Annotated in this window: 24 protein-coding genes; 7 read left to right on the plus strand and 17 right to left on the minus strand. The window is 71.6% G+C overall.

The genetic code is table 11. The features are described 5' to 3' along the window. Both ACFPIH_RS52730 and ACFPIH_RS52735 read left to right on the plus strand, forming a co-directional pair. A partial coding sequence (locus ACFPIH_RS52730) for an ABC transporter ATP-binding protein (RefSeq protein ID WP_385879233.1) occupies positions 1-835 on the plus strand: 835 nt, incomplete at its 5' end. After that, positions 832-1,476 carry an ABC transporter ATP-binding protein gene (locus ACFPIH_RS52735; protein ID WP_381180073.1) on the plus strand — a complete coding sequence of 215 codons (645 nt, stop codon included), beginning with the start codon at positions 832-834 and terminating at the stop codon, positions 1,474-1,476. The genes ACFPIH_RS52730 and ACFPIH_RS52735, both read left to right, overlap by 4 nt. Positions 1,477-1,549: 73 nt before the next feature. On the opposite strand, the gene ACFPIH_RS52740 is transcribed toward ACFPIH_RS52735, so the two are convergent. Further along, the gene (locus ACFPIH_RS52740) at positions 1,550-2,242 is read right to left on the minus strand and encodes a transglycosylase family protein (RefSeq protein ID WP_381180070.1); all 693 of its coding nucleotides are present in this window, start codon (positions 2,240-2,242) and stop codon (positions 1,550-1,552) included. Positions 2,243-2,760: 518 nt separating this feature from the next. On the opposite strand from ACFPIH_RS52740, the gene ACFPIH_RS52745 reads away from it, so the two are divergent. Both ACFPIH_RS52745 and ACFPIH_RS52750 read left to right on the plus strand, forming a co-directional pair. After that, positions 2,761-3,543, plus strand: a complete 783-nt coding sequence (locus ACFPIH_RS52745; RefSeq protein ID WP_381180067.1) for a hypothetical protein — start codon at positions 2,761-2,763, stop codon at positions 3,541-3,543. A gap of 59 nt (positions 3,544-3,602) precedes the next feature. Then, positions 3,603-3,989, plus strand: a complete 387-nt coding sequence (locus ACFPIH_RS52750; RefSeq protein WP_381180064.1) for a hypothetical protein — start codon at positions 3,603-3,605, stop codon at positions 3,987-3,989. A gap of 64 nt (positions 3,990-4,053) precedes the next feature. On the opposite strand, the gene der is transcribed toward ACFPIH_RS52750, so the two are convergent. From der to aroH, 5 genes are all read right to left on the minus strand, one after another. Continuing rightward, entirely contained in the window at positions 4,054-5,532 is a 1,479-nt protein-coding gene (gene der, locus ACFPIH_RS52755) for a ribosome biogenesis GTPase Der (protein ID WP_381180061.1), read from the minus strand. A gap of 80 nt (positions 5,533-5,612) precedes the next feature. Beyond that, positions 5,613-6,260: a lysophospholipid acyltransferase family protein gene (locus ACFPIH_RS52760; RefSeq protein ID WP_381180058.1), complete on the minus strand. Its 648-nt coding sequence runs from the start codon at positions 6,258-6,260 to the stop codon at positions 5,613-5,615. After that, positions 6,257-6,943, minus strand: coding sequence for a (d)CMP kinase (gene cmk, locus ACFPIH_RS52765; RefSeq protein ID WP_381180055.1), 687 nt, complete (start codon positions 6,941-6,943; stop codon positions 6,257-6,259). The genes ACFPIH_RS52760 and cmk overlap by 4 nt, the downstream gene beginning before the upstream one ends. A 329-nt stretch (positions 6,944-7,272) precedes the next feature. After that, positions 7,273-8,358, minus strand: coding sequence for a prephenate dehydrogenase (locus ACFPIH_RS52770; RefSeq protein WP_381180052.1), 1,086 nt, complete (start codon positions 8,356-8,358; stop codon positions 7,273-7,275). Beyond that, a complete protein-coding gene (gene aroH, locus ACFPIH_RS52775; protein WP_381180049.1) occupies positions 8,355-8,717 on the minus strand; it encodes a chorismate mutase in 363 nt (120 codons plus the stop codon). The genes ACFPIH_RS52770 and aroH overlap by 4 nt, the downstream gene beginning before the upstream one ends. A gap of 147 nt (positions 8,718-8,864) precedes the next feature. Between aroH and ACFPIH_RS52780 the strand changes: the two genes are divergently transcribed. From ACFPIH_RS52780 to ACFPIH_RS52790, 3 genes are read left to right on the plus strand one after another with little or no spacing between them, the layout of a single operon-like run. After that, on the plus strand, positions 8,865-9,506 hold the full coding sequence (locus ACFPIH_RS52780) for a hypothetical protein (protein WP_381180047.1): 642 nt from the start codon (positions 8,865-8,867) through the stop codon (positions 9,504-9,506). A gap of 38 nt (positions 9,507-9,544) precedes the next feature. Continuing rightward, a complete protein-coding gene (locus ACFPIH_RS52785; protein WP_381180044.1) occupies positions 9,545-10,120 on the plus strand; it encodes a DUF6529 family protein in 576 nt (191 codons plus the stop codon). Further along, positions 10,117-10,545 (plus strand): Rieske (2Fe-2S) protein, encoded by a 429-nt coding sequence (locus ACFPIH_RS52790; RefSeq protein ID WP_381180041.1) that lies wholly within the window; start codon positions 10,117-10,119, stop codon positions 10,543-10,545. Before ACFPIH_RS52785 ends, ACFPIH_RS52790 begins: the two co-directional genes overlap by 4 nt. A 30-nt stretch (positions 10,546-10,575) precedes the next feature. Here ACFPIH_RS52790 and ACFPIH_RS52795 read toward each other — a convergent pair whose 3' ends face one another. From ACFPIH_RS52795 to ACFPIH_RS52845, 11 genes are all read right to left on the minus strand, one after another. Next, entirely contained in the window at positions 10,576-11,598 is a 1,023-nt protein-coding gene (locus ACFPIH_RS52795; RefSeq protein WP_381180038.1) for an ADP-ribosylglycohydrolase family protein, read from the minus strand. Beyond that, on the minus strand, positions 11,595-12,341 hold the full coding sequence (locus tag ACFPIH_RS52800) for an NUDIX hydrolase (RefSeq protein ID WP_381180035.1): 747 nt from the start codon (positions 12,339-12,341) through the stop codon (positions 11,595-11,597). Before ACFPIH_RS52800 ends, ACFPIH_RS52795 begins: the two co-directional genes overlap by 4 nt. 178 nt (positions 12,342-12,519) lie before the next feature. Next, on the minus strand, positions 12,520-13,617 hold the full coding sequence (locus ACFPIH_RS52805) for a pseudouridine synthase (RefSeq protein ID WP_381180032.1): 1,098 nt from the start codon (positions 13,615-13,617) through the stop codon (positions 12,520-12,522). A 13-nt stretch (positions 13,618-13,630) separates the two neighbouring features. Next, on the minus strand, positions 13,631-14,254 hold the full coding sequence (scpB, locus tag ACFPIH_RS52810; RefSeq protein ID WP_381180029.1) for an SMC-Scp complex subunit ScpB: 624 nt from the start codon (positions 14,252-14,254) through the stop codon (positions 13,631-13,633). Then, complete coding sequence (locus ACFPIH_RS52815) at positions 14,254-15,315, minus strand: segregation/condensation protein A (RefSeq protein WP_381180026.1); 1,062 nt, start codon at positions 15,313-15,315, stop codon at positions 14,254-14,256. The genes scpB and ACFPIH_RS52815 overlap by 1 nt, the downstream gene beginning before the upstream one ends. Before the next feature lie 18 nt (positions 15,316-15,333). Beyond that, positions 15,334-15,936 (minus strand): hypothetical protein, encoded by a 603-nt coding sequence (locus ACFPIH_RS52820; protein WP_381180023.1) that lies wholly within the window; start codon positions 15,934-15,936, stop codon positions 15,334-15,336. Then, complete coding sequence (locus ACFPIH_RS52825; RefSeq protein ID WP_381180366.1) at positions 15,921-16,913, minus strand: ParA family protein; 993 nt, start codon at positions 16,911-16,913, stop codon at positions 15,921-15,923. The genes ACFPIH_RS52820 and ACFPIH_RS52825 overlap by 16 nt, the downstream gene beginning before the upstream one ends. 556 nt (positions 16,914-17,469) lie before the next feature. Next, positions 17,470-18,594: an alanine dehydrogenase gene (ald, locus tag ACFPIH_RS52830; protein ID WP_381180021.1), complete on the minus strand. Its 1,125-nt coding sequence runs from the start codon at positions 18,592-18,594 to the stop codon at positions 17,470-17,472. Positions 18,595-18,738: 144 nt separating this feature from the next. Further along, the gene (locus tag ACFPIH_RS52835; RefSeq protein ID WP_381180018.1) at positions 18,739-20,805 is read right to left on the minus strand and encodes a tetratricopeptide repeat protein; all 2,067 of its coding nucleotides are present in this window, start codon (positions 20,803-20,805) and stop codon (positions 18,739-18,741) included. Between the two features lie 186 nt (positions 20,806-20,991). Then, positions 20,992-21,618 (minus strand): NUDIX domain-containing protein, encoded by a 627-nt coding sequence (locus tag ACFPIH_RS52840; protein ID WP_381180015.1) that lies wholly within the window; start codon positions 21,616-21,618, stop codon positions 20,992-20,994. An 88-nt stretch (positions 21,619-21,706) separates the two neighbouring features. After that, positions 21,707-23,389 (minus strand): CTP synthase, encoded by a 1,683-nt coding sequence (locus ACFPIH_RS52845; protein ID WP_381180364.1) that lies wholly within the window; start codon positions 23,387-23,389, stop codon positions 21,707-21,709. Between the last annotated feature and the right edge of the window lie 11 nt (positions 23,390-23,400).

A 23,400-nucleotide genomic window follows, 5' to 3' on the forward strand; every position in this document is an offset into this window, starting at 1 on the left:
GGGGCGGTCGCGGGCGGCGGCCGGGCCGATCGCGAGCGGGCCGGGGCGGCCGCCGACGGTCGCAGGGCCGACCGCGCCCGCGCCGTCGTCCGGCGTGCGGCCCCCGGTGGGAGGCCGTGCGCGCGTGTGGCCGGCTCGCCGGGTTTCCTCCGCCGGACCCGTCCTCGCCGCCCGTCGCCTCCGTGCCCGGTACGGCGGGTTCGTCGCGCTGGACGGTGTCGATCTGGATGTGCCGGCCGGGTGGGTCACCGCGGTCGTGGGGCCCAACGGGGCCGGGAAGAGCACGCTGTTCCACTGTCTCGCCGGAACCCTCCGCCCCGTGCGCGGGCGCGTGCTGCTGGACGGGCGGGACATCACCCGGCTGCCCGCGCATGCCCGCACCCGGCTCGGTGTCGCGCGCAGTTTCCAGGAGCTGGCCGTCTTCCCGTCGCTGACCGTGGCGGAGAACGTCCGGGTCGGCGCCGAACAGGGCCGCGTCGGCGATCCGGGGGCCGTGGAGCGGGCGCTGGCGCTGTTCGGGCTGGCCGGTCCTGTCCGGGAGCTGCCCGCCGCCGGGCTGCCCACGGGCACGCTGCGCCGGGTCGAGCTGGCGCGGGCGTACGCGGGTGACCCGCGCGTGCTGCTGCTCGACGAGCCCGCCGCCGGTCTCGACACCGCCGAGGTGACCGCGCTCGCCCGGATCCTGCGCGCCCTGGCCGCCGACGGCACCGCCCTGCTCGTCGTCGAGCACGACCTCGACCTGGTGGCCGGTCTCGCGGACGTCGTCCATGTGATGGCGGCGGGCCGGATCGTGGCCTCGGGCCCGCCCGACCGTGTCCTGGAGGCTGCCCCGTGATCTCGCTGCGGCACGCGCGCGTGCGCTACGGCCCCCTGGAGGCCCTGCACGGCGTCACCCTCGACGCGCCGGCCCCGGGCCTGACCGTCCTGCTGGGCCGCAACGGCTCCGGCCGTACGACGGCACTGCGGGCGCTGGCCGGGACCGTACCCCTGGCCGGGGGCACGGTGGTGTGGGACGGAACGGACGTGACCCGGATGCCCGCGTTCGAGCGGGCGCGGCACGGACTGTGCCTGGTCCCCGACCGGCGGGCGGTGTTCGGCTCGCTGACGGTACGGGAGAACCTGGACCTGGCCACCCGGAGCCGTGCCGACCTCGCCCTCTATCCGCAGCTGGAGCCCCTGCTCGCGCGCCGGGCCGGCACCCTCTCGGGGGGTGAGCAGCGCATGCTGGCCCTGTGCCGCGCTCTGTCGGCCCACGCGCGCGTGGTGCTCGTGGACGAGCCCGCACAGGGCATGTCCCCGGCGGTGGCGGCCCGCACCTACGCCCTGCTGGCCTCGGCCTCGCTCGACGCGTGCGTGGTGATCGCCGAGCAGCGGCTGCCGCCCGCGCTGCGCGGTCACCGGGCGTTCGTGTACGAACTGCGGCGCGGCGCCGTCGTGTTCGGCGGGGAGGCGGGAGAGGCGGGACGAGACCGGTGAGTGAGCGGCCCGTACCCGCAACGGCGGGGCCCCACCCGGTGGTTGAACCGGATGGGGCCTGTGCGGGAAAGGCTCAGATGGCGAGCCGCTGACCCGGCATGATCAGGTTGGGGTCGCCGCCGATGACGGCCTGGTTGGCGGAGTAGATCCGCTGCCAGCTGCTGCCCTGCCGGGCGGCGATCTTGCTCAGGGTGTCCCCTTCGCGGACGGTGTAGTTGCCGCGGGCCGTGCCGCGCGAGGTGCTGTTCGTCGAGCGCTCGGCCGCCTTCGACGCGCCGCTCTTGGTCGAACCGCTCTTCGGCGCACTGGACTTGGGGGCCGACTGGGTCGTGTTCGAGTTGTTCGTGTGCGACCTGGTGGAGGTCGACTCGGTGGAGGAGCCGGAGTTGCCCGGTGCGCTGCCGCTCGCTCCCGCGCGGGCCGAGCAGGTCGGCCACGCGCCCCACCCCTGGGACTTCTGGACCTTGGTGGCGACGGCTATCTGTGCTTCCCTGCTCGCCCCGTCGGCGGTGGCCGCGTAGGCCGAGCCTCCGTAGGCGCGCCAGGTACTGGCGGAGAACTGGAGTCCGCCGTAGTAGCCGTTGCCGGTGTTGATGTGCCAGTTGCCACCGCTCTCGCACTGGGCGATGCGGTCCCACACCCCGCTGTCCGCCGCCGCGGCGTTGCCGGTCGCGGCCAGCAGTCCGAGAGGGGCGAGCAGTGCCGCCCCGGCGAGGACCGCCGTCTTACGGGACTTGCGGGTGTAGTTATCGGCACACTCGGACATGTAGATCCCTCTCTACGGACCCAGGCCTCCCCCAAGGCGGGGCGCTTCCCACGTGTCGACGCGGGTGTCGCGCTCTGCCCCGTCCACCGGCGGTGATGCTGCGCTTCGTCTGGCTCTGCGCGGCCGGCGGACGTACCCGGGCGGTGCTCGCTGCACTCGGCGGAGGAATCTAGAGATCCTGACGGTCCGTTATCAACCAACTCCCTTTCATCGCAGGTCAGTTGCTGGTTACCGCTGGTAGCAGTGAATTCAGGTCACCCGTTTTGTGCGCCGATTTCAGCTTTTGTCGACCATCACCCCGGACGCCCTGTGAGTCACCTCACGGGGCCAACCCCTGTGACCTTCCCGTTACTTGACAGGGAGTGTCCGATTCCATACTCGAAGTGACCGATCGCGACAGAAGCTTCGGCTCTGTTCGCGGTACAGCGTGACTCCCACCACAGGTCCCCCGTTGTCTTCTGCATGAGCCGGGGAGCCTCCCGGCCCCGCCAACGCACCGCCTTCCGAGGGAGTCACCCGTGCCGCGCATGCTCGACGTCAGCGACGAGGTACGCGCCGAGATCGGCGACGAAGAAGCCAACCGGCTGCTCGCCGGAGAGAACGCCCCGGGCAGTTACGACTGCACGTCCTGCCGCACCCCGGGCGACTCCGAGCACGAGCACACCAGCACCGTCCTGTTCATCGGGGACGAGACCGCCGTCCTCGCGTTCGCCCACGCCACCTGCCTGCCGTCGCAGGTCGTCCAGGTCACCGAGGAGCAGTTGCAGGGCGCGGTCCGCTCCATCAGCGGCGACGGCGTCGACCTGGACCCGGAGAAGGTCACCCCCGAGCAGGCCGTGCTCGGTGTGACCAGCGGACTCGTCCTGCTCGCCGGGGAGTTGCACCCCGCGCTGGTCGTCGAGCCCACCGCGCCCATCGTGCGCCCCGGCTCCATGGGCGTGGGCGACGACTTCCTGCCGCTCCTGATCGAGCAGGGCTTCATGCCGCTGGCCGAGCTGACGGAGGTGCCGCCGGTGCAGCACGGCTGGTCCGTCCTGCTGGCGATGGGTCAGCTGCACGCCGTACTGCAGCCCTCGGCGAACGGCGGTCAGCCGATCGCCTGGTGGCAGGCGCACCAGCCCCTCGTGGTGACGGAGAGCTGGCGGGCGGCGGCCAACAAGCACCAGCAGGTGCTGATGTTCGCGGCGCCGGTCGGTTCGATCGGCCGCCAGCCCCGGGAGGACCTGCTGCGGGACGCGCTGGACAATGCCGCGGCGAACGGAAAGCTGGTCGGAGCCGCCCTCCCGCTGGCCGGGACCTGAGCGCCTGAAGGCGCCCCGCCCGGCCGCATCCCTTCACGTCACGGGTCGTTTGGACATACGTGCACACCTATGAGGTTCCCCGCCGCCAGGTCTACCAGTCGGTCCCGTCCGCGCGGCCGGCCCAGGACTCCCAGGGCGGCCCGTCGGCCACGCCGATCTACGACACGCTCTACGCCGAGTACGTCAAGACGTTCCGCTCGCTGCCGGGTGACCGCAGCGGCGAGGACGACCTGGGGTTCACCGCCTTCGGGAACATCCCGCACAGTACGGTCCAGACCACCGGGTCCGGGTACCGGCCGGGGTCCTTCAGCCACGCCTACAGCGCCTACAGCGCAGGCGCCCAGAGCGCACGGCAGGGGCTCGGGCAGCAGTCGCAGTGGCAGCGGGTCGGCCAGCTGGGCCCCGTACCGGCGGCGCTGCCGCCCGGGCCGCGGCGGAGCTTCTGAACGACGGAAGAAGGAGGGGCGGCCACCTGTCGGTGGCCGCCCCTCCTTCTTCCGTCTTCTTCCGTCACTTCTTCTTGCCGCGCTTCTCGCGCACCCGCACCGAGATATGGATCGGGGTGCCCTCGAAGCCGAACTCCTCGCGCAGCCGCCGCTCGATGAAGCGCCGGTAGCCCGCCTCGATGAAGCCGGAGGCGAAGAGGACGAACCGCGGCGGCTTGGTGCCTGCCTGGGTGCCGAAGAGGATGCGCGGCTGCTTACCGCCCCGGATCGGGTGCGGGTGGGCGGCGACCAGCTCGCCGAGGAAGGCGTTGAGGCGGCCCGTCGGGACCCGGGTCTCCCAGCCGGCCAGCGCGGTCTCGATCGCCGGGACGAGCTTCTCCATGTGCCGGCCGGTCTGCGCCGAGACGTTCACCCGGGGCGCCCAGGCGACCTGGGCGAACTCGGTCTCGATCTCCCGCTCCAGGTAGTAGCGGCGCTCCTCGTCGAGGGTGTCCCACTTGTTGTAGGCGATGACCAGGGCACGGCCCGCGTCGACGGCCATGGTGACGATCCGCTGGTCCTGCACCGAGATGGACTCGGAGGCGTCGATCAGGATGACCGCCACCTCGGCCTTCTCGACGGCCGCCGCGGTGCGCAGCGAGGCGTAGTAGTCGGCGCCCTGCTGGAGGTGGACGCGCTTGCGGATACCGGCGGTGTCGACGAACTTCCAGGTGATGCCGCCGAGTTCGATCAGCTCGTCGACCGGGTCGCGGGTGGTGCCGGCGACCTCGTTGACGACGACGCGCTCCTCGCCGGCCACCTTGTTCAGCAGCGAGGACTTGCCGACGTTCGGGCGGCCGATGAGCGCGATCCGGCGCGGTCCGCCGGTGCCGAGGCCGCCGAAGGTCTGCGCGGGGGCTTCCGGCAGCGCCTCCAGGACGGAGTCCAGCATGTCGCCGGTGCCGCGGCCGTGCAGCGCGGAGACCGGGTGCGGCTCGCCGAGGCCCAGGGACCACAGATAGGCCGCGTCGGACTCCCCGCTCTGGCCGTCGACCTTGTTGGCGGCCAGCACGACGGGCTTGCCCGCCTTGCGCAGCAGCCGTACGACCGCCTCGTCGGTGTCGGTGGCGCCGACCTTGGCGTCGACGACGAAGACGACGGCGTCGGCGGCCTCGATCGCGTACTCGGCCTGCGCGGCCACGGAGGCGTCGATGCCGAGGACGTCCTGCTCCCAGCCGCCGGTGTCGACGACCTTGAAGCGCCGGCCCGCCCACTCGGCGTCGTAGGTCACCCGGTCGCGGGTGACGCCCGGCTTGTCCTCGACGACGGCCTCGCGGCGCCCGATGATCCGGTTCACCAGAGTCGACTTGCCGACGTTCGGGCGGCCGACGACGGCGAGCACGGGCAGCGGCCCATGGCCCGCCTCCTCGATGGCACCCTCGACGTCCTCGACGTCGAAGCCCTCTTCCGCGGCGAGCTCCATGAACTCCGCGTACTCGGCGTCGCCAAGCGCTCCGTGGTCGTGCTCCTCGCACGAGCCCTCGGAGTGGATGTGGTCGTTCATGAAGTGCGTACCTCGTAGTTCATTCGTGGTGGTCGGTGGATCGCCCCGGTTCGCGGCAGTGATCCACTACTCAGTGTTGCCTAGCGCCCGGTCAGGCGCCTGGCGTTTTCCAGGTGGGCGGCCAGGTGCTTCTGGATGCGCTCGGTCGCCTCGTCGAGGATCTTGCGGGTCCTCCGGCCGCTGCCGTCGCCGGCTTCGAAGGGGTCGCCGAAGACGACGTCGATGCGGGAGCGCAGCGGCGGCAGCCCCTTTATCAACCGCCCGCGTTTCTCGGAACTTCCCAGGACGGCGACCGGCACGATCGGCGCCCCGCTGCGGACGGCGAAGTAGGCGAGCCCGGCGCGCAGGGCGGCGAAGTCGCCCTCGCCACGGGTGCCCTCCGGGAAGATACCGAGGACCCCGCCGTTCTCCAGCACACCGAGCGCACGGGTGATCGCCGTGCGGTCGGCGGAGTGGCGGTCGACCTCGATCTGGCCGGTGCGGGTCATGAAGGTGCCGATCGGGCCGACGAACGCCTCCTTCTTGACGAGGAAGTGCGAGGCCCTGGGCGCCACCCCTATGACCATCGGGCCGTCGACGTTGTGGGAGTGGTTGACCGCGAAGATCACCGGCCCGCTCGCGGGCACCCGCCAGGAGCCCAGCACGCGCGGCTTCCACAGCCCGTACATCAGGCCGACGCCGATACGCCGCCCGACCTCGGCACCCTTCGCTGAAGGCAGATCGCTCACTTCACGGCCCGCTTCTCCCCGACGAGGGTGACGACGCACTCGATGACCTGGGCCAGCGTCAGCTCGGTGGTGTCCACCTCGACGGCGTCGTCCGCCTTGGCGAGCGGAGAGGTCTTGCGGGAGGAGTCGGCCGCGTCCCGCTTGATCAGCGCCTCGCGGGTGGACTGTACGTCCGCGCCCTTCAGCTCGCCGCTGCGGCGGGCGGCGCGGGCCTCGGCGGAGGCGGTGAGGAAGATCTTCAGGTCGGCGTCGGGCAGCACGGTCGTCCCGATGTCCCGCCCCTCGACGACGATGCCCCGCTCGGCGGAGGCGGCCAGCGACCGCTGCAGCTCGGTGATGCGGGCGCGCACCTCCGGGACGGCACTGACCGCGCTGACCTTGGAGGTGACCTCCGGGGTGCGGATCGGGCCGGCCACGTCGGTGCCGTCGACGGTGATCGTGGGGTCGGCCGGGTCGGTGCCGGAGACGATCTCCGGCTTGCCCGCGACGGCGGCGATCGCCGTGGGGTCGTCGATGTCGATCCCGTTGCTCACCATCCACCACGTGATCGCCCGGTACTGGGCGCCGGTGTCCAGGTAGCTCAGCCCGAGCTGGGCGGCCACGGCCTTGGACGTGCTCGACTTGCCCGTGCCGGAGGGGCCGTCGATAGCGACAATCACGGGCTGGGCGGCGCCGTTTTCCACGGGGGGACACCTTCCTGGTGCGAGGCGGTGGATGTGCGGGGCGCGATCGTGCCCCGCACAAGGTTACCGGCCACGGGTCACTCATCCGGCCGAGGTCCCACACCACCGGCCGAGGTCCCGCACCATCCGGCGGAGGTACGGCACCCTCCGGCGGAGATCCTGCACCATTCCAGCCGCGGTCCCGCACCCTCCATCCGAGGTCCCGCACCATTCCAGCCGGGGCCGGCACCCTCCAGCCCGTCCGGCGTTTGAGGACGAGGCCCGTTCAGGGCCGAAGCGGGGGCCTGGGGGCGGCAGCCCCCAGCAACGCCCGCACCCGCGCCGGGTGCCTACTGCCGGATCCCCCAGCCACGCTCCCGCAGCGCCGCCGAAAGAACCGGCGCCGACTTCGGCTCCACCATCAGCTGCACGAGACCCGCCTGCTGTCCCGTCGCGTGTTCGATGCGTACGTCCTCGATGTTGACGCCCGCCCGCCCGGCGTCCGCGAAGATCCGGGCCAGCTGCCCCGGCTGGTCGTCGATGAGCACCGCGACGACCTCGTACACCCGCGGAGCGGCCCCGTGCTTGCCGGGGACCCGGACCTGCCCCGCGTTGCCCCGGCGCAGCACGTCCTCGATGCCGCCCGCGCCCTCCCGGCGCTTGACGTCGTCGGCGGACTGCAGGGCACGCAGCGCCCGCACCGTCTCCTCCAGGTCGCCGGCGACGTCGGTGAGCAGGTCGGCGACCGGCCCGGGGTTCGCGGAGAGGATGTCGATCCACATCCCGGGGTCGGAGGCGGCGATCCGGGTGACGTCCCGGATGCCCTGCCCGCACAGCCGTACGGCGGCCTCCTCGGCGTTCTCCAGCCGCGCGGCGACCATGCTGGAGACCAGATGGGGCATGTGGGAGACGAGCGCGACGGCACGGTCGTGGGCGTCGGCGTCCATCACCACCGGCACGGCCCGGCAGTGCGAGACGAGTTCCAGGGCGAGGTTCAGCACCTCGGTGTCGGTGTCCCGGGTCGGGGTCAGCACCCAGGGGCGGCCCTCGAAGAGTTCGCCGGTCGCGGCCAGCGGCCCGGACTTCTCCCGGCCCGCCATGGGGTGCGTGCCGATGTAGGCCGACAGGTCGAGGCCGAGCGCCTCCAGCTCACGGCGCGGCCCGGACTTCACGCTGGCCACGTCGAGGTAGCCGCGCGCCACACCCCGCCGCATGGCGTCGGCGAGCACGGCGGCGACATGGGCGGGCGGGGCGGCGACCACCGCGAGGTCGACCGGGCCCTCGGGCGCCTCGTCGACGCCGGCGCCGAGCGCGGCGGCCGTACGGGCCTGGCCGGGGTCGTGGTCCTCCAGATGGACGACGACGCCCCGCTGGGCGAGGGCCAGGGCGGCGGACGTGCCGATGAGCCCGGTTCCGATGACGAGCGCGGTCCTCACTGGGCGATGTCCCTGCGCAGAGCGGCGGCGGCGCCGAGGTAGACATGGCTGATCTCGGCCCGCGGCCGGTCGGACTCGATGTGCGCGAGGATGCGCACGACCCGCGGCATGGCGCCCTCGATGTCGAGTTCCTGCGCGCAGATCAGCGGTACGTCCACGATGCCCAGCTTGCGCGCGGCGGCGGCCGGGAAGTCGCTGTGCAGGTCGGGCGTGGCCGTGAACCAGATGCTGATCAGGTCGTCGGCGCTGAGGGAGTTCCGCTCCAGGACCGCGGTGAGCAGGGCCCCGACCTGCTCGTCCATGTGTCCGGCCTCGTCGCGTTCGAGTTGGACGGCCCCCCGGACCGCGCGTACCGCCACGACACTGCTCCTCGCTGAAGTCAAAGGTGTACGGCTCTTGCCGCATCCAGCCTAGTCAAACACCCCCGTACGCCCTTTACGCCGGGTGCGACCCGCGCTCTCATGGCAGTCTGACGGCAGGACTCCCGGCTCGGGGAAGGGCCCTATATGAAGCGTCCAGGACCCCTGTTCACCCTTCTCGCGGGACTGGTGCTCGGCCTGTTCCTGCTGACGCTCAACGTGACGAACGGCACGAAGACCGAGTCGTCCTCCTACCAGGAACCGTCCCCGACGCCCACGACGACCGCACCCTCCGCGTCCCCCACCCCCACCCGCACTCCGCCCCCGGACGCCGAGTACGCGGGCCGCACCGACGACGACTCCGCGGCGATCGCCGTCTCGGTGCGCGACGGGAAGGCGATCGCGTACTTCTGCGACGGCAGCACCAAGGAGTCCTGGCTGAAGGGCGATGTCAAGGACGACGGCACGCTCCACCTCACCGGGAAGAACGGCGCGAAGCTGGACGGCACGCTCCAGCAGGGCCGGCGGATCCGCGGCACGGTCGATGTCTCCGGTGGGCACCAGGCGTTCACCGCGGACAAGGCGGAGAAGCCGTCGGGGCTGTGGCGGGCGACGGCCACGGTGCGCTCGGCGAAGATCGACGCGGGGTGGATCGTACTGAAGGACGGCACGCAGGTCGGCGTCGTCACCCGCGACGGCGAGCCCTCGCCCGCACCCCGTATCGATCCGGAGACCGGCGCGGTGACGGTCGACGGACAGCAGCTCACGGCCCGTCCCGCAACGCCCTGACCCCGTCCCCAGGTCCACAGGTCTCCAGGGAGCCGACCATGACCGTCGACCCGAACGCCGCCACGCAGGGATTCCCCGCGCCGCAGGCGCCGCCCCGGCCCGCCCGCTATCTCGTCCCGGCGCTCGTGGCGGCCGCGGTCGCGGTCGGACTCGGCGCGTACGGCAGGATCCACGACCCGGCCGGCACGGCCTTCAACCTCGCCGGTTTCAGCAGCACAGGCGCGGTGAAGTCGTGGCTGGCGACGGCGGCGCTGTTCTTCGCGCTGGTCCAGCTGGTCTCCGCGCTGATGCTGTACGGCAGGCTGCCGGGCCCGTCCTGGTCAGGCGTGCTGCACCGCTGGTCGGGCCGGGCGGCGTTTCTGCTCGCGGTGCCGGTGGCGGTGCACTGTCTGTACGCTTTGGGATATCAAACATATGACACGCGTGTTTTGTGGCACTCCCTCCTGGGTTGCTTCTTCTTCGGCGCCTTCAGCGCCAAGATGTTGCTGCTCCGCTCGGAGCGGCTCCCGGGCTGGCTGCTGCCGATCATCGGCGGACTGGTTCTCACCGCGCTCACGCTCGTCTGGCTGACCTCCGCCCTCTGGTTCTTCCGCACTTTCGGAGTGACGACATGACCCATCCCGCGACACGGCGCACGGTTCTCCTCGCGACGGGCGGCGCGACAGCGGCTCTCGTCGCGGGCTGCAGCAACTACGGCGACGACAGCAACGACAGCGGCGACTCCGGCAAGAAGTCGTCCGGCGCCGCCGCCGGTACGGCGCTGGCGAAGACGACCGACATCCCCGTCGGCGGCGGCAAGATCTTCAAGGATCAGAAGGTCGTCGTCACCCAGCCCACCAAGGGCGACTTCAAGGCGTTCTCGGCGGTCTGCACCCATCAGGGCTGCACGGTCGGCACCGTCGCCGACGGCACGATCAACTGCCCTTGTCACAAGAGCGAGTTCCGCATCGCCGACGGCTCGGTGGCGGCGGGCCCGGCGCCGAGCCCGCTGCCGGCGGAGCAGATCACGGTCAAGGGCGACAGCATCGAGCTGACCTGATCCGGCCCCACGGCTCACCGGCCCCACGGCTCACTGGTCCCACAGCGCCCCGAGTGTGACGAGCTCCCCCTGGTACTCGATCCGGTCCGCCCACTCGGTCGGCCAGGCCTCGGCGCCGGCGTACGCGCCCGCGAAGGCGCCCGCCAGGCAGGCGATGGAGTCGGAGTCGCCCGAGGAGCAGGCGGCCCGGCGCAGGGCGGTCACGGGCTCGTCGGGGAAGAGCAGGAAGCACAGCAGCCCGGTGGCCAGGGCCTCCTCGGCGATCCAGCCCTCCCCGGTGGCGAGGCACGGGTCGGTCTCGGGCGACGGGTCGCGCAGGGCAGCCTCCAGCCGGTCCAGGATGCCCAGGCACTCGTCCCAGCCGCGCTCGATGAAGTGCCCCGCACTGGGGTCCTGAGCGCGGGTCCACAGGTCGCCGAGCCAGCGCTCGTGGTAGTTGCCGCGGTTGTCGAGGGCGTACGTCCGCAACAGCCCGACCAGGGCGGCCGGTTCGGAGCCCTGCGCGAGCAGCCATACGGCCTGGGCGGTGAGGTCGGAGGCGGCCAGCGCGGTGGGGTGCCCGTGGGTGAGGGCGGCCTGGAACTGGGCGGCGCCGGCGCGCTGCTCGTCGCTGAGGCCGACCACCAGGCCGAGCGGCGCGACACGCATGTTGGCGCCACAGCCCTTGGAGCCGATCTGGCTGGCGTCCTGCCAGATCCGCCCTTCGTCCTCCAGCAGGCCGCAGGCGACCATGCAGGTGCGTCCCGGCGCCCGGTTGTTCTCCGGCGACCGGTACCACTCCACGAACTCCTTGCGCAGGGGCGGCTCCAGCCCGCCGGGCACGAGCGGCCCCCGGTCCATGGCGGCGCGCAGGGCGTGTGCCACCGCGAGGGTCATCTGGGTGTCGTCGGAGACGAAGGCGTGCTGCGGGAGGTCCATCTGCGGCCAGGGCCCGCACTTGGCGAGGATCGAGGGGACGTCGTTGAACTCGGTGGGGAACCCGAGCGCGTCCCCGAGGGCGAGGCCCAGCAGGGCTCCGGTGGCGGCGCGCTTCCTGACGGTGGTGGCGGTCATGCGGGGTGTCCTTCCCGAGGGGGGCGAAGCAGCGGCGGATGGAGCGCGGTGGCGGTGCCCGCACGGTAGAGGGCGGCGGGTTTGCCGCGCCCGCCGGTGAGGCGCGCGGCGCCGGGCACGGGCTCGACGAATCCGGGGGTGGCGAGCACCTTGCGGCGGAAGTTGGGCCGGTCGAGCCCTGTCCCCCACACCGTCTCGTAGACCTGCTGGAGTTCCCCGAGGGTGAACTCGGGCGGGCAGAACGCGGTCGCGAGACAGGTGTACTCGAGCTTGGCGCCGACCCGGTCGTGGGCTTCGGCCAGGATCCGGTCGTGGTCGAAGGCGAGCGGCCCGGCGGCGTCGTACGGCAGCCAGCGCGCCTGGACCGCGTCACCGCCGCCGTGCGCCTCGGGGGCGTGGGGCAGCAGGGCGGCGAAGGCGACGGAGACGACCCGCATCCGGGGGTCGCGGCCGGGCTCGCTGTAGGTGCGCAGCTGCTCCAGGTGCAGCCCGGAGACGTTCGAGACGTCGCCCAGGCCGGTCTCCTCGGCGAGTTCGCGCAGGGCGGCGGTCTCGGCGGACTCGTCCGGTCGCACGAAGCCGCCGGGGAGCGCCCACTGTCCGGCGTACGGTTCGTGTCCCCGCTCGACGAGCAGCACGTGCAGCACGCCCGAGCGCAGGGTCAGGACGGCGAGGTCGACGGTGACGGCGAAGGGCTCGTGGGCGTACTTGTCGTACTTGTCGTACGTCTCATGGACCTCCACGCCCACCCCCTCGACGGTCGAGTTAATAGTCAGAGTGACTAATAGTCGATACGACTATAAAGGGACCGGCCCGCCCGCACAAGGCCCCCAGCGCCTCTCTGAGCGCCTGCCCCGCAAACGAGTGCGGCCGACACCGGAGAACCCGGTATCGGCCGCCACAACCGCGCTGAGGACCTTTCTAGAGGTCGACCTCCTGCATCAGCATCCCGACCTCGGTGTTGGACAGCCGGCGCAGCCAGCCCGACTTCTGGTCGCCCAGGGTGATCGGGCCGAAGGCGGTGCGCACCAGCTTGTCGACCGGGAAGCCGGCCTCGGCCAGCATCCGCCGCACGATGTGCTTGCGGCCCTCGTGCAGGGTGACCTCGACGAGGTAGTTCTTGCCGGTCTGCTGGACGACCCGGAAGTGGTCCGCACGCGCGTACCCGTCCTCCAGCTGGATGCCGTCCTTGAGCTGCTTGCCCAGGTCGCGCGGGATCGGGCCGACGATGTGCGCGAGGTAGGTCTTCTTCACGCCGTACTTGGGGTGGGTCAGCCGGTGCGCCAGCTCGCCGTGGTTGGTGAGCAGGATGACACCCTCGGTCTCGGTGTCCAGCCGCCCGACGTGGAACAGCCGGGTCTCGCGGTTGGTGACGTAGTCGCCGAGGCACTGCCGCCCCTCGGGGTCCTCCATCGTCGCCACGACACCGGCCGGCTTGTTGAGCGAGAAGAACTGGTACGACTGCGTCGCCACGGTCAGGCCGTCGACCTTGACCTCGTCCTTCTCCGTGTCGACCCGCTTGCCCTGCTCCAGGACGATCTCGCCGTTGACCTCGACCCGCGCCTGCTCGATCAGCTCCTCGCAGGCCCGCCGGGAGCCGTAGCCCGCGCGCGCGAGGACCTTCTGCAGCCGCTCGCCCTCCTGCTCGGCGCCCGGGAAGGTCTTGGGCAGCTTGATGTCCTTCTTGTCCGCGTACCGCTCCCGGTTGCGCTCCTCCGCCCGCGCGTCGTACTCACGCGAGGTCGAGGGGGCCGTACGGCCGCGCCCGGTGCCCTGCTGGGACTGCTTCGGGCCCCCCTTGGCGCCGCCCCGCGCGGAGCCGCCACGGCCTGACTTCGGGCCCTCCGGGGACGCGCCGGGGCCCACGTCGTAGCGGCGCTCCTCGGGACGGGGCTTGCGGGGGCGGCCCTGTCCCTGCCCTTGGCCCTGCCCCTGCTTCTGGTCCCTCCCGTTTCCGGCCCCGCGGTAGTTACCGCGCCCGCCGCCGCCCTTGCCGCTACCGCTGCCACTGCTTCGCATCAAAGTTCCGTCATCAGTCGTCTGCGTCCTCTGCGCCGGACGCGTCGGGCGCGTCCGGGTCGAACGACGGCACGGCCTCCTGGGTCTCGGCCTCGATCGCCTCCGCCTCCGGGAGGAAGGGCGCGAGCTCCGGGAGCTCGTCCAGACCTCGCAGGCCCATCCGCTCCAGGAAGTAGTTCGTCGTCGCATACAGGATCGCACCTGTTTCGGGTTCCGCGCCCGCCTCCTCGACCAGACCGCGCTGCAACAGGGTGCGCATCACACCGTCGCAGTTGACTCCGCGCACGGCCGAGACCCGGCTGCGGCTGACCGGCTGACGGTAGGCGACCACGGCGAGCGTCTCCAGCGCGGCCTGGGTGAGCCGGGCCTGCTGCCCGTCCAGGACGTACCGCTCCACCGCCGGCGCGTACTCCGCGCGCGTGTAGAACCGCCAGCCCCCCGCGACGAACCGCAACTCGAAGCCGCGCCCCTGCACGGTGTACTCGTCGGCCAGCTCCCGCAGCGCCTTCGCGACCTGCCGCCGGGGCCGGTCCACGATCTTCGCGAGATGCTCCTCGGTGGCGGGCTCGTCCACGACCATCAGGACGGCCTCCAGGGCGCCCTTGAGATCAAGTGCGGCGACGGTCTCCTCGCTCATCACGCCTTCTTCTCCTTCCCGGGCTCCTCGGGTGTCTCCGGCGGCCGGTCGAACTCGTCGGTGACCATCGGCCGCGCGTCGCCCTCCCCGCCGGTCCAGCGCACGAGCAGCTCCCCGAGCGCGGTCTCCTGGTCGAGCGCGACGGCCTTCTCCCGGTACAGCTCCAGAAGCGCCAGGAACCGCGCCACGACGGTGAGTGTGTCGTCGGTGTCCTCGACCAGCACCCGGAAGCTGGCCTCCCCCAGCTCCCGCAGCCGCGCGACGACGATCCCGGCCTGCTCCTGCACGCTGACCAGCGGCGCGTGGATGTGGTCGACGTACACCTGCGGCTTGGGCTTGGGGAGCATCGCCTTCACGGCGAGCCTGGCGAATCCTTCCGCCCCGATGCTGATGACCACCTCGGGCAACAACTCGGCGTGGTGCGCCTCGAGTCCGACGGTACGGGGGTAGCGGCGCGCCTCGTCCTCCAGCCGGCCGGTGAAGATGTCGGCGACCTTCTTGTAGGCGCGGTACTGGAGCAGGCGGGCGAACAGCAGGTCCCGCGCCTCCAGCAGCGCCAGGTCTGCCTCGTCCTCGACCTCGGCGGTGGGCAGCAGTCGCGCGGCCTTCAGATCGAGCAGGGTGGCGGCGACGACGAGGAACTCGGTCGTCTGGTCCAGGTCCCAGTCCGGGCCCATCGCCCGGATGTGCTGCATGAACTCGTCGGTGACCTTCGACAGCGCGACCTCGGTGACGTCCAGCTTGTGCTTGGAGATCAGCTGGAGGAGCAGATCGAAGGGCCCCTCGAAGTTGGCCAGCCGCACCTTGAATACCCCGTCGGGCACCTCGTCGGGCTCCGGTGCCTCTTCCGACCCGAAGGCCCCCGCAGGCTCCGGTGCCTCTTCCGGGCCCGGCGCCACCTCGGGCTCCGGCGCGGGTCGCTCCTCGCGCGCGGGCGCCTCCTCGGGGTCCCGCGGCTCGGGGACCGGCTCCGGCTCGGCCGGCGCCGCCCCCGGTCCCCGGCCCAGGGCACGGCGACGGCCGGCGGGCGCGCCGGGGGCGGGAACGTCGTTCGAGGTCATAGACCCCGCAGGCTACCGCTAGCGTCCTCGCAGACGTCGTACGAGAATGCTGGCGTCGCCGCGGCTCTCCAGGTCGGCCAGGACCACGGCCACGGCCTCCCGGACGATCCGCCCCCGGTCCACGGCCAGCCCGTGCTCGCCGCGGAGCACCAGGCGGGCGTGCTCCAGATCCATCAGTTCCTCGGCGGACACGTACACGGTGATCTTCTCGTCGTGCCGTTCGCGCCCGCTGGGCCGGCGGTTGGCCGCCCGCCCCCGCTTGCGCTGCTGTCCGTCGCCCGGGTCGCCCCCGGCAGAACCTTCCTGCGCCGGTACCCCCTGCCGCCGTGCGGAGCGCTCCGCGGTGCCGGACCGGCTGCGGGACTCCCCCGCGTCGGACTGGTCGGCGTCCGCCGCCACATGCTCCGCGCCCTCGCCGTCCCCGCCCTGTGCGGGTACGGCGTGCGGCGCGTCGTCGCCGGAGCCGTTGGCGCCGGCCGTCGCCCCGTCGCTCTCGCCCGCCGGCGCGGGCACCCGGGGCTCGCCACCCGCCTGGCGGCGGGGTGCGGACGGCTGAAGCGCCATCCCTCCTGTCGTACGGAAGAGTTCGTCGGCCCCCGGCAGACTCACTCGGCGTGACACCGGGCGAGCACCTCCCTGGCGAGCTGGCGATAGGCGGCGGCACCGACGGAGTTGGAGGCGTAGGTGGTGATCGGCTCACCGGCGACCGTGGTCTCCGGGAAGCGGACCGTGCGCCCGATGACCGTGTGGTAGACGTGGTCGTCGAACGCCTCGACGACACGCGCGAGCACCTCACGGCTGTGCACGGTGCGCGAGTCGTACATGGTCGCGAGGATCCCGTCGAGCTCCAGCTCGGGGTTGAGCCGTTCCTGGACCTTCTCGATGGTCTCGGTCAGCAGGGCCACACCGCGCAGCGCGAAGAACTCGCACTCCAGCGGCACGATCACCTTGTGCGCGGCCGTCAGCGCGTTGACCGTGAGCAGGCCGAGCGAGGGCTGGCAGTCGATGACGATGTAGTCGTAGTCGTCCATCAGCGGCTTGAGCGCCCGCTGGAGGGTCGACTCGCGCGCGACCTCGGAGACCAGCTGGACCTCGGCCGCCGACAGGTCGATGTTGCTGGGCAGCAGGTCCATGTTGGGGACCGCCGTCTTCAGCAGCACCTCGTCGGCCGCCATGCCCCGCTCCATGAGCAGGTTGTAGACCGTGAGGTCCAGCTCCATGGGGTTGACGCCGAGACCGACCGACAGCGCGCCCTGCGGGTCGAAGTCCACGAGCAGTACCCGTCGGCCGTACTCCGCGAGCGCGGCACCCAGGTTGATGGTCGACGTGGTCTTGCCGACGCCGCCCTTCTGGTTGCACATCGCGATGATCGTCGCGGGACCGTGGTTGGTGAGCGGTCCCGGGATCGGGAAGTACGGCAGTGGGCGCCCGGTCGGGCCGATGCGCTCACGGCGCTGCCGGGCAGCGTCGGGAGCGAGCGTGGCCGCGTACTCGGGGTCCGGCTCGTATTCGGCGTCGGGGTCGTAGAAGTGCCCGTCAGGCAGTTCGTCGTAGTCGGCGAAGTGGTTGTGGGGCGCGCCACTCCCGTCGCCGGCCATGGCGTTCACGTGATGACCGTCCATGCTCTGGTGTGCTGACAGAGCCGTGCGGGGGTTGGTCTGGCTCTGATGGGCTGCGAAGGTTCGGACAGCGACGGAGCCGACAGCCTCGAAACCCGCGGGACCCGGGCCCCGCGTAGCCGTTCCTGGTTGACCACCCCCGGGAGAAAATGTCGACTCATTCACAAGTCGTCTTACCTCCTTGGTGACCAGGGAACTTCTAGACAAGGTCAGCGTGGCACCATGCCGACGGTTGGCGACTCTATGGCGTGTCGGGCGTCCGCAGCAACACAATCCGCCGGACCCGGCCCGATGTGTCGGCAATGAAACATGTCGCTGTCAAGGGCGTACGGCCGTCGCACGGCAGGTTTCACCGGTGTGCGAATCGGTCGAAGGGTTACGTTCGAGGCGAGTTGACCGAGAGCCGCAAAGTGACCATACACACATCCGGCCGGACCTTGTGGGGCAAGGTCCGGCCGGATGTCAGCCGTTGACGCGACGTGTTGACGTATCGCCTTTACGAAAAGGTGACTTAGCTCCCCGCCCAGCTCACGGCCTAGCCGAGCAGCTCGATCGGCTCCACGTGCTCCAGGCCGTGCGCCTCCGCGACCTCCCGGTAAACCACCTTGCCGTCGTGGGTGTTGAGGCCCCTGGCGAGGGCGGGGTCCCGGCGCAGCGCCTCCACCCAGCCCCGGTCGGCGAGTTCGACGATGTACGGCAGCGTGGCGTTGGTGAGCGCGTAGGTCGAGGTGTTGGGAACCGCGCCGGGCATGTTGGCGACGCAGTAGAAGACCGACTCGTGGACGCCGAAGGTCGGTTCGGCGTGGGTGGTCGGACGGGAGTCCTCGAAGCAGCCGCCCTGGTCGATCGCGATGTCGACAAGGACACTTCCGGGCTTCATCCGGGAGACCAGCTCGTTGGTGACCAGCTTCGGCGCCTTGGCTCCCGGGATCAGGACGGCGCCGATGACGAGGTCGGCCTCGAGGCACGCCTTCTGCAGCTCGAAGGCGTTGGAGACGACGGTCTGGATCCTGGTGCCGAAGATCTTGTCGGCTTCCTTGAGCTTGTTGATGTCCTTGTCGAGCAGGGTCACGTGGAAGCCCATGCCGATGGCGATCTGCGCCGCGTTCCAGCCGGAGACACCGCCGCCGATGACGACGGCCCTGCCGGCCGGCACGCCCGGGACACCGCCGGGCAGCACCCCGCGTCCGCCGCCCGCGCGCATCAGGTGGTACGCGCCGACCTGGGGGGCGAGCCGGCCCGCGACCTCGGACATGGGCGCGAGCAGCGGGAGCGCGCGGTTCGGCAGCTCGACCGTCTCGTACGCGATCGCGGTCGTCCCGGACTCCAGGAGGGCGTCCGTGCACTGCCTGGACGCGGCCAGGTGCAGGTAGGTGAAGAGCGTCTGGTCCTTGCGGAGGCGGTGGTACTCCTCGGCGATGGGTTCCTTGACCTTCAGCAGCAGGTCGGCGGTGGCCCACACCTCGTCGGCCGTCTCCAGGATGTGCGCGCCGGCGGCGACGTACTCGGTGTCCGTGATGGACGAGCCGACTCCGGCGCCTCGCTCGACGACGACCTGGTGGCCGTGGCTCACCAGCTCGTGCACACCGGCGGGGGTGATGGCCACCCGGAACTCGTTGTTCTTGACCTCGCGGGGAATGCCGACCTTCACGTCGATCACGGTCCTTGGCTCAGCGGATGTGGGGGCACAGCACTTCACACCCGGAATACCCGGATGAAAGGGGTACACCGGGATACACCGCGGGAGAAGGTGCGGCAGAGCCAGTCTAATGAAGGTGTTCCCGCTGTCTAGCCTTTCAAAGCATTAATCCTCGGCGGATGTACTACGGATTTCGCAGGCGTTAGCTCCGTGTTCCGTGGTTTCCTGTTCCGGATCGCCCGTCTCGGGGGCCTCTGCCAGCAGCTGCTGGGCGGCGACGCGGTGCAGCCGGGCCGCCGTCGGATCGCCGAGGTGGTCGAGGGTGTCGGCAAGCCGCAGCCCGATCGCGGCCTGCAGCCGGGTGTCCTCGGCCCGCCGGGCCCACTCCAGCGCCTCCTCGCAGGTGCGCAGCGACTCCTCGGGCCGTCCGGCGTACTCCTGGACCCGGGCCAGTTCGCTCAACGCCCGTGCGTGGGCGGCCACATCGCCGTTCTTGCGGTGCCCGGCGGCGGCGGCCCGCCAGTTGCGCTGCGCCTCGCCGTAGCGTCCGGCGTAGGTGTGCGCGGTGGCGATGCGGCCGTACAGCCGGGCGGCGTCCGCGCGCTCGTCGCGGGCCAGGCGGCGGGCGAGGGCCCGGCCCCACCAGTCGGCGGCCCGCTCGTAGTCCCCGAGCTCCAGATGCGCCCCGCCTACGGATTCCAGCGCGCGGCCGGTCGCGTAGGGGTCGTTCGCCTCGCGTCCGGCGTCCAGCGCGGCCCGGTAGCGCACCAGGGCCTCCGCGGTGCGCCCGGTGCGGGCGTCCACATCGCCCAGGTTCAGCAGGGCGGCGGCCTTCTCGCGGGGCAGGTTCCGGCGCTCGGCCACATCCAGGACCAGCTGGTGGACGCCGTACAGGTCGGGGGCCGCCGCCTGGGTGCCGAAGTGCGCGACCATCGCCCGCACCAGCTGGGACATCAGCCGGCGGGCGAGGGTGTCCAGCTCCCCGTCGGCGACGGCGGTCCGGGCCGCGGCGAGCAGGGCGGGCCGGCGGACGCGCAGCCAGTCGGCGGCGGCGCGCGGGGTGGGGAAGCGCAGGGCGCGGGGGGTGCCCTGGAGCTTCTCGCGGGCCTGGGGGTTGTCCGGCTCGGTGATGGCCCGGCAGGACTGCAGCAGCCGTACCGTCCGCTCCAGCATGCGGGCGCGGGCCAGCTGGAGCTCGGCCGGGCGGTCGTGGGCCTCGGCGGCGGCCCGCAGCAGGGGGTGCAGACAGCCGGGGACCTCGTACTCGGGCAGCGGGGAGTCCACCGCCCGCAGCAGGCCGAGGGCGGCGAGGTCGTCGAGGGTGGTGCGGGCGGCGCCGATCGAGCAGCCGGCGAGCGCGGAGGCGGTGTGCGGGTCGACGAGGCCGGCCGGGGCGAGGGAGAGCAGGCGCAGGGTCCGGGCGGCGGGGGCGGGCAGGCCGGCGTGCGTCAGCCGGAAGACCCGGCTGAGCGGGGTGCCCTCCTCCCCCTCGGCGTGCAGTTGCTTGGCGAGGTCGGAGACGGCCGCCTGGGGGCGGGCGGCGAGCCAGCCGCCGGCCAGGATCAGCGCGGCGGGCTGGCCCTGGCAGGCCTCGACCAGGGCCTCGGCGGCGCGCGGGTCGACGGTGATGCGGACCGAGCCGGTGTAGCGGCTGAGCAGTTCGAGGGCGGACTTGGTGTCCAGGCCGCCCAGGGTGCAGGGGCGGACGTCGGAGATGCCGGTGAGCGGTCCGGCGGAGACGGCGACGAGCAGGCACTCCGGGGTGTCCGGGAGCAGCGCGTCGACCTGCTCGGCGCCGGCCGCGTCGTCCAGCAGGATCAGCGCGCGCCGCTCGGCGAGGGCCTCGCGCAGCAGGGCCGCGAGGTCGTCCTCGTCCGCGCCGGCCGGGGCGGGCCGCTCCAGCGCGGCGAGCAACGCGCGGGCGGCGCGCTCGACGGGGACGGGGGTGCCGTCGGGTTCGCTGAGCCGGGCGCGCAGGACGCCGTCGCGGTAACGGCCGGAGACCTGCCGCACGAGTTCCTCGGCGAGCGCCGTCCGCCCGGAGCCGGGCCGCCCCGCGATCAGCAGCACGCGCGCGCGGGGCGCCTTTTTCCCGGTGAGGGTGTCCAGTCCGGTGCGCTCGATGTCGGCCCGCAGGTCCTTCAACTCCCGGGTGCGGCCCAGGAATTGGCCCGGTGTCGCAGCGTGTCCGGACAGCTGCACGCCGCCTGTGTCCACTGCCTGATCCGTCACGGGCCACACTCCCGTCCCACGCACACACCGGCCCGCCGGGACTCCGGATCGGGTGATTCCAGAGCCTAGTTCACTCTCTGCGACGTTCCGGGCGGAGGACGGCGAGGCACGGCCGGGACATCCCCCGATCGGATCAGGAGATCGTCACACCGCAAGCACCGCCAAGAGGGCCGCCGGGAGGACGGCTCACGCCTCGAACGGACGCGCCGGCCACGGTGCCTGCGCCGGGCGCAGCGACTCGACGCCGTCCCCGCTGCGCGCCGCGACCAGCGACAGCACACCCACCACGAGGCAGTTGTTGTGCACGTCGCCCCCGAGGACGGCCCGGACGAGCTGGTCGACCGGCACCCGCGCGTGCTCCATGTCGGCCTCCTCGTCCTCCACCTCGAAGCGCTGTCCGTCCGCCTCCGACAGACCCTGGGCGAGGAAGATCCGTACGGACTCGTCGCAGCCGCCGGGAGTCGTGTACACGTCGGTCAGGACCCGCCAGTCCTCGGCCTTGACGTGCGCCTCCTCGTACAGCTCCCGCTGGGCGGCGTGCAGCGGGTTCTCACCGGGCACGTCGAGCAGTCCGGCCGGGATCTCCCACAGCTTCTGCCGGACGGGGTGCCGGTACTGCTTGATGAGCAGCACCCGGTCCTCGTCGTCGAGGGCGAGGACGGCGACCGAGCCGGGGTGGACCTGGTAGTCGCGGCGCACGACCGAGCCGTCGGGCATGACCACCTCGTCCGTGCGGACGGAGGTCTTGTTGCCCACGAAGGGATCCTCGGTGGACCGGATCTCCCACGCCTCGGGAGTGTCCTTGATCGTCATGCCCTTGCCGTCCTTCCACCTGCACGAACGAAAACCGGGGTGCTCACCGTTGAAGAGAAGCACCCCGGCCACCGTACAAGCTGCTGTGTTACTTGGAATTCTTCCCCAATGCCGCTGTCCTTTCGACGGCCGCCTTCACCAGGCCGGCGAAGAGCGGATGCGGTCGGGTAGGCCGCGAGCGCAGCTCCGGGTGCGCCTGCGTGGCGACCAGATAGGGGTGGACGTCTCGGGGGTACTCGACGTACTCGACCAGCTTGCCGTCCGGGGAGGTGCCGGAGAACTGGATGCCCGCCTTCTTCTCCAGCTCGGCCCGGTAGGCGTTGTTCACCTCGTAACGGTGCCGGTGCCGCTCCTCGACGTACTCCTTGCCGTCGTACACCTCGCGGACGATGGAGCCCTCGGCCAGCTTGGCCGGGTACATGCCCAGCCGCATGGTGCCGCCCATATCGCCCTCGCCCGCGACGATGTCGAGCTGCTCGGCCATGGTGGAGATCACCGGGTGGGCGGTGGCCGCGTCGAACTCTGTGGAGTTGGCGTCGGAGATGTCGGCGAGGTTGCGGGCCGCCTCGATCACGATGCACTGCAGGCCAAGGCAGAGGCCGAGGAGCGGGATCTTGCTCTCGCGGGCGTAGCGGATCGCGCCGACCTTGCCGAGCACACCGCGGTCGCCGAAGCCGCCCGGGATGCAGACGCCGTCCACGTCCTCCAGCTGCGCCTTGGCACCTGCCGGGGTCTTGCAGTCGTCCGAGGTGACCCACTTGATCTTCACTCGGGCCTTGTTGGCGAAGCCGCCGGCGCGCAGCGCCTCGGTGACCGAGAGATAGGCGTCGGGCAGGTCGATGTACTTGCCGACCAGGGCGAGGGTGATCTCGTGGTCGGGGTTGTGGACGCGGTCGAGCAGGTCGTCCCAGGTCCGCCAGTCCACGTCGCGGAACGGCAGGTCCAGCTTGCGGACGACATAGGCGTCCAGGCCCTCGCCGTGCACGGTCTTCGGGATGTCGTAGATGGACCGCGCGTCGGGGCAGGCCACGACGGCGGCCTCGTCGACGTCGCACATCAGCGAGATCTTCCGCTTGATCGCGGTCGGCACCTCGCGGTCGCTGCGCAGCACGATCGCGTCCGGCTGGATACCGATGTTGCGCAGGGCGGCGACCGAGTGCTGGGTCGGCTTGGTCTTCAGCTCGCCGGACGGGCCGATGTAGGGCAGGAGAGAGATATGCACCACGAAGACGTTGTCCCGGCCGACCTCGTGCCGCACCTGGCGGACGGTCTCCAGGAACGGCAGCGACTCGATGTCGCCGACCGTGCCGCCGACCTCGGTGATCACGACGTCGACCTCGTCGGTCGCCATCCGGCGGATGCGGTGCTTGATCTCGTTGGTGATGTGCGGGATGACCTGCACGGTGTCGCCCAGGTACTCGCCGCGCCGCTCCTTGGCAATCACGGTCGAGTACACCTGGCCGGTCGTGACGTTGGCGGATCCGTCCAGGTCCCGGTCGAGGAAACGCTCGTAGTGTCCGATGTCGAGATCGGTCTCCGCGCCGTCGTTGGTGACGAACACCTCACCGTGCTGGAAGGGGTTCATCGTGCCCGGGTCGACGTTCAGATATGGGTCGAGCTTCTGCATCACCACCCGCAGGCCGCGGGCCTTGAGCAGCATGCCGAGGCTGGAGGCGGTCAGACCCTTGCCGAGCGAGGAGGCAACACCCCCGGTGACGAAGATGTGCTTGGTCGTCGTAGCTGTGCTGCGTCGAAAAGCAGCCGGCGGCATAGCCAAGAGGG

Source organism: Streptomyces vulcanius, from assembly GCF_042653945.1.
Classification (GTDB): domain Bacteria; phylum Actinomycetota; class Actinomycetes; order Streptomycetales; family Streptomycetaceae; genus Streptomyces; species Streptomyces mangrovi.

Excerpts from the sequence above, each read along its gene's own strand:
- ACFPIH_RS52740 (WP_381180070.1), bottom strand. The coding sequence starts at position 2,242 with ATGTCCGAGTGTGCCGATAACTACACCCGCAAGTCCCGTAAGACGGCG.
- der (WP_381180061.1), bottom strand. The coding sequence starts at position 5,532 with ATGAACGACCACATCCACTCCGAGGGCTCGTGCGAGGAGCACGACCAC.
- ACFPIH_RS52780 (WP_381180047.1), top strand. The coding sequence starts at position 8,865 with ATGAAGCGTCCAGGACCCCTGTTCACCCTTCTCGCGGGACTGGTGCTC.
- ACFPIH_RS52785 (WP_381180044.1), top strand. The coding sequence starts at position 9,545 with ATGACCGTCGACCCGAACGCCGCCACGCAGGGATTCCCCGCGCCGCAG.
- ACFPIH_RS52790 (WP_381180041.1), top strand. The coding sequence starts at position 10,117 with ATGACCCATCCCGCGACACGGCGCACGGTTCTCCTCGCGACGGGCGGC.
- ACFPIH_RS52795 (WP_381180038.1), bottom strand. The coding sequence starts at position 11,598 with ATGACCGCCACCACCGTCAGGAAGCGCGCCGCCACCGGAGCCCTGCTG.
- ACFPIH_RS52805 (WP_381180032.1), bottom strand. The coding sequence starts at position 13,617 with ATGCGAAGCAGTGGCAGCGGTAGCGGCAAGGGCGGCGGCGGGCGCGGT.
- scpB (WP_381180029.1), bottom strand. The coding sequence starts at position 14,254 with ATGAGCGAGGAGACCGTCGCCGCACTTGATCTCAAGGGCGCCCTGGAG.
- ACFPIH_RS52815 (WP_381180026.1), bottom strand. The coding sequence starts at position 15,315 with ATGACCTCGAACGACGTTCCCGCCCCCGGCGCGCCCGCCGGCCGTCGC.
- ACFPIH_RS52825 (WP_381180366.1), bottom strand. The coding sequence starts at position 16,913 with ATGGCCGGCGACGGGAGTGGCGCGCCCCACAACCACTTCGCCGACTAC.
- ACFPIH_RS52840 (WP_381180015.1), bottom strand. The coding sequence starts at position 21,618 with ATGACGATCAAGGACACTCCCGAGGCGTGGGAGATCCGGTCCACCGAG.
- ACFPIH_RS52845 (WP_381180364.1), bottom strand. The coding sequence starts at position 23,389 with ATGCCGCCGGCTGCTTTTCGACGCAGCACAGCTACGACGACCAAGCAC.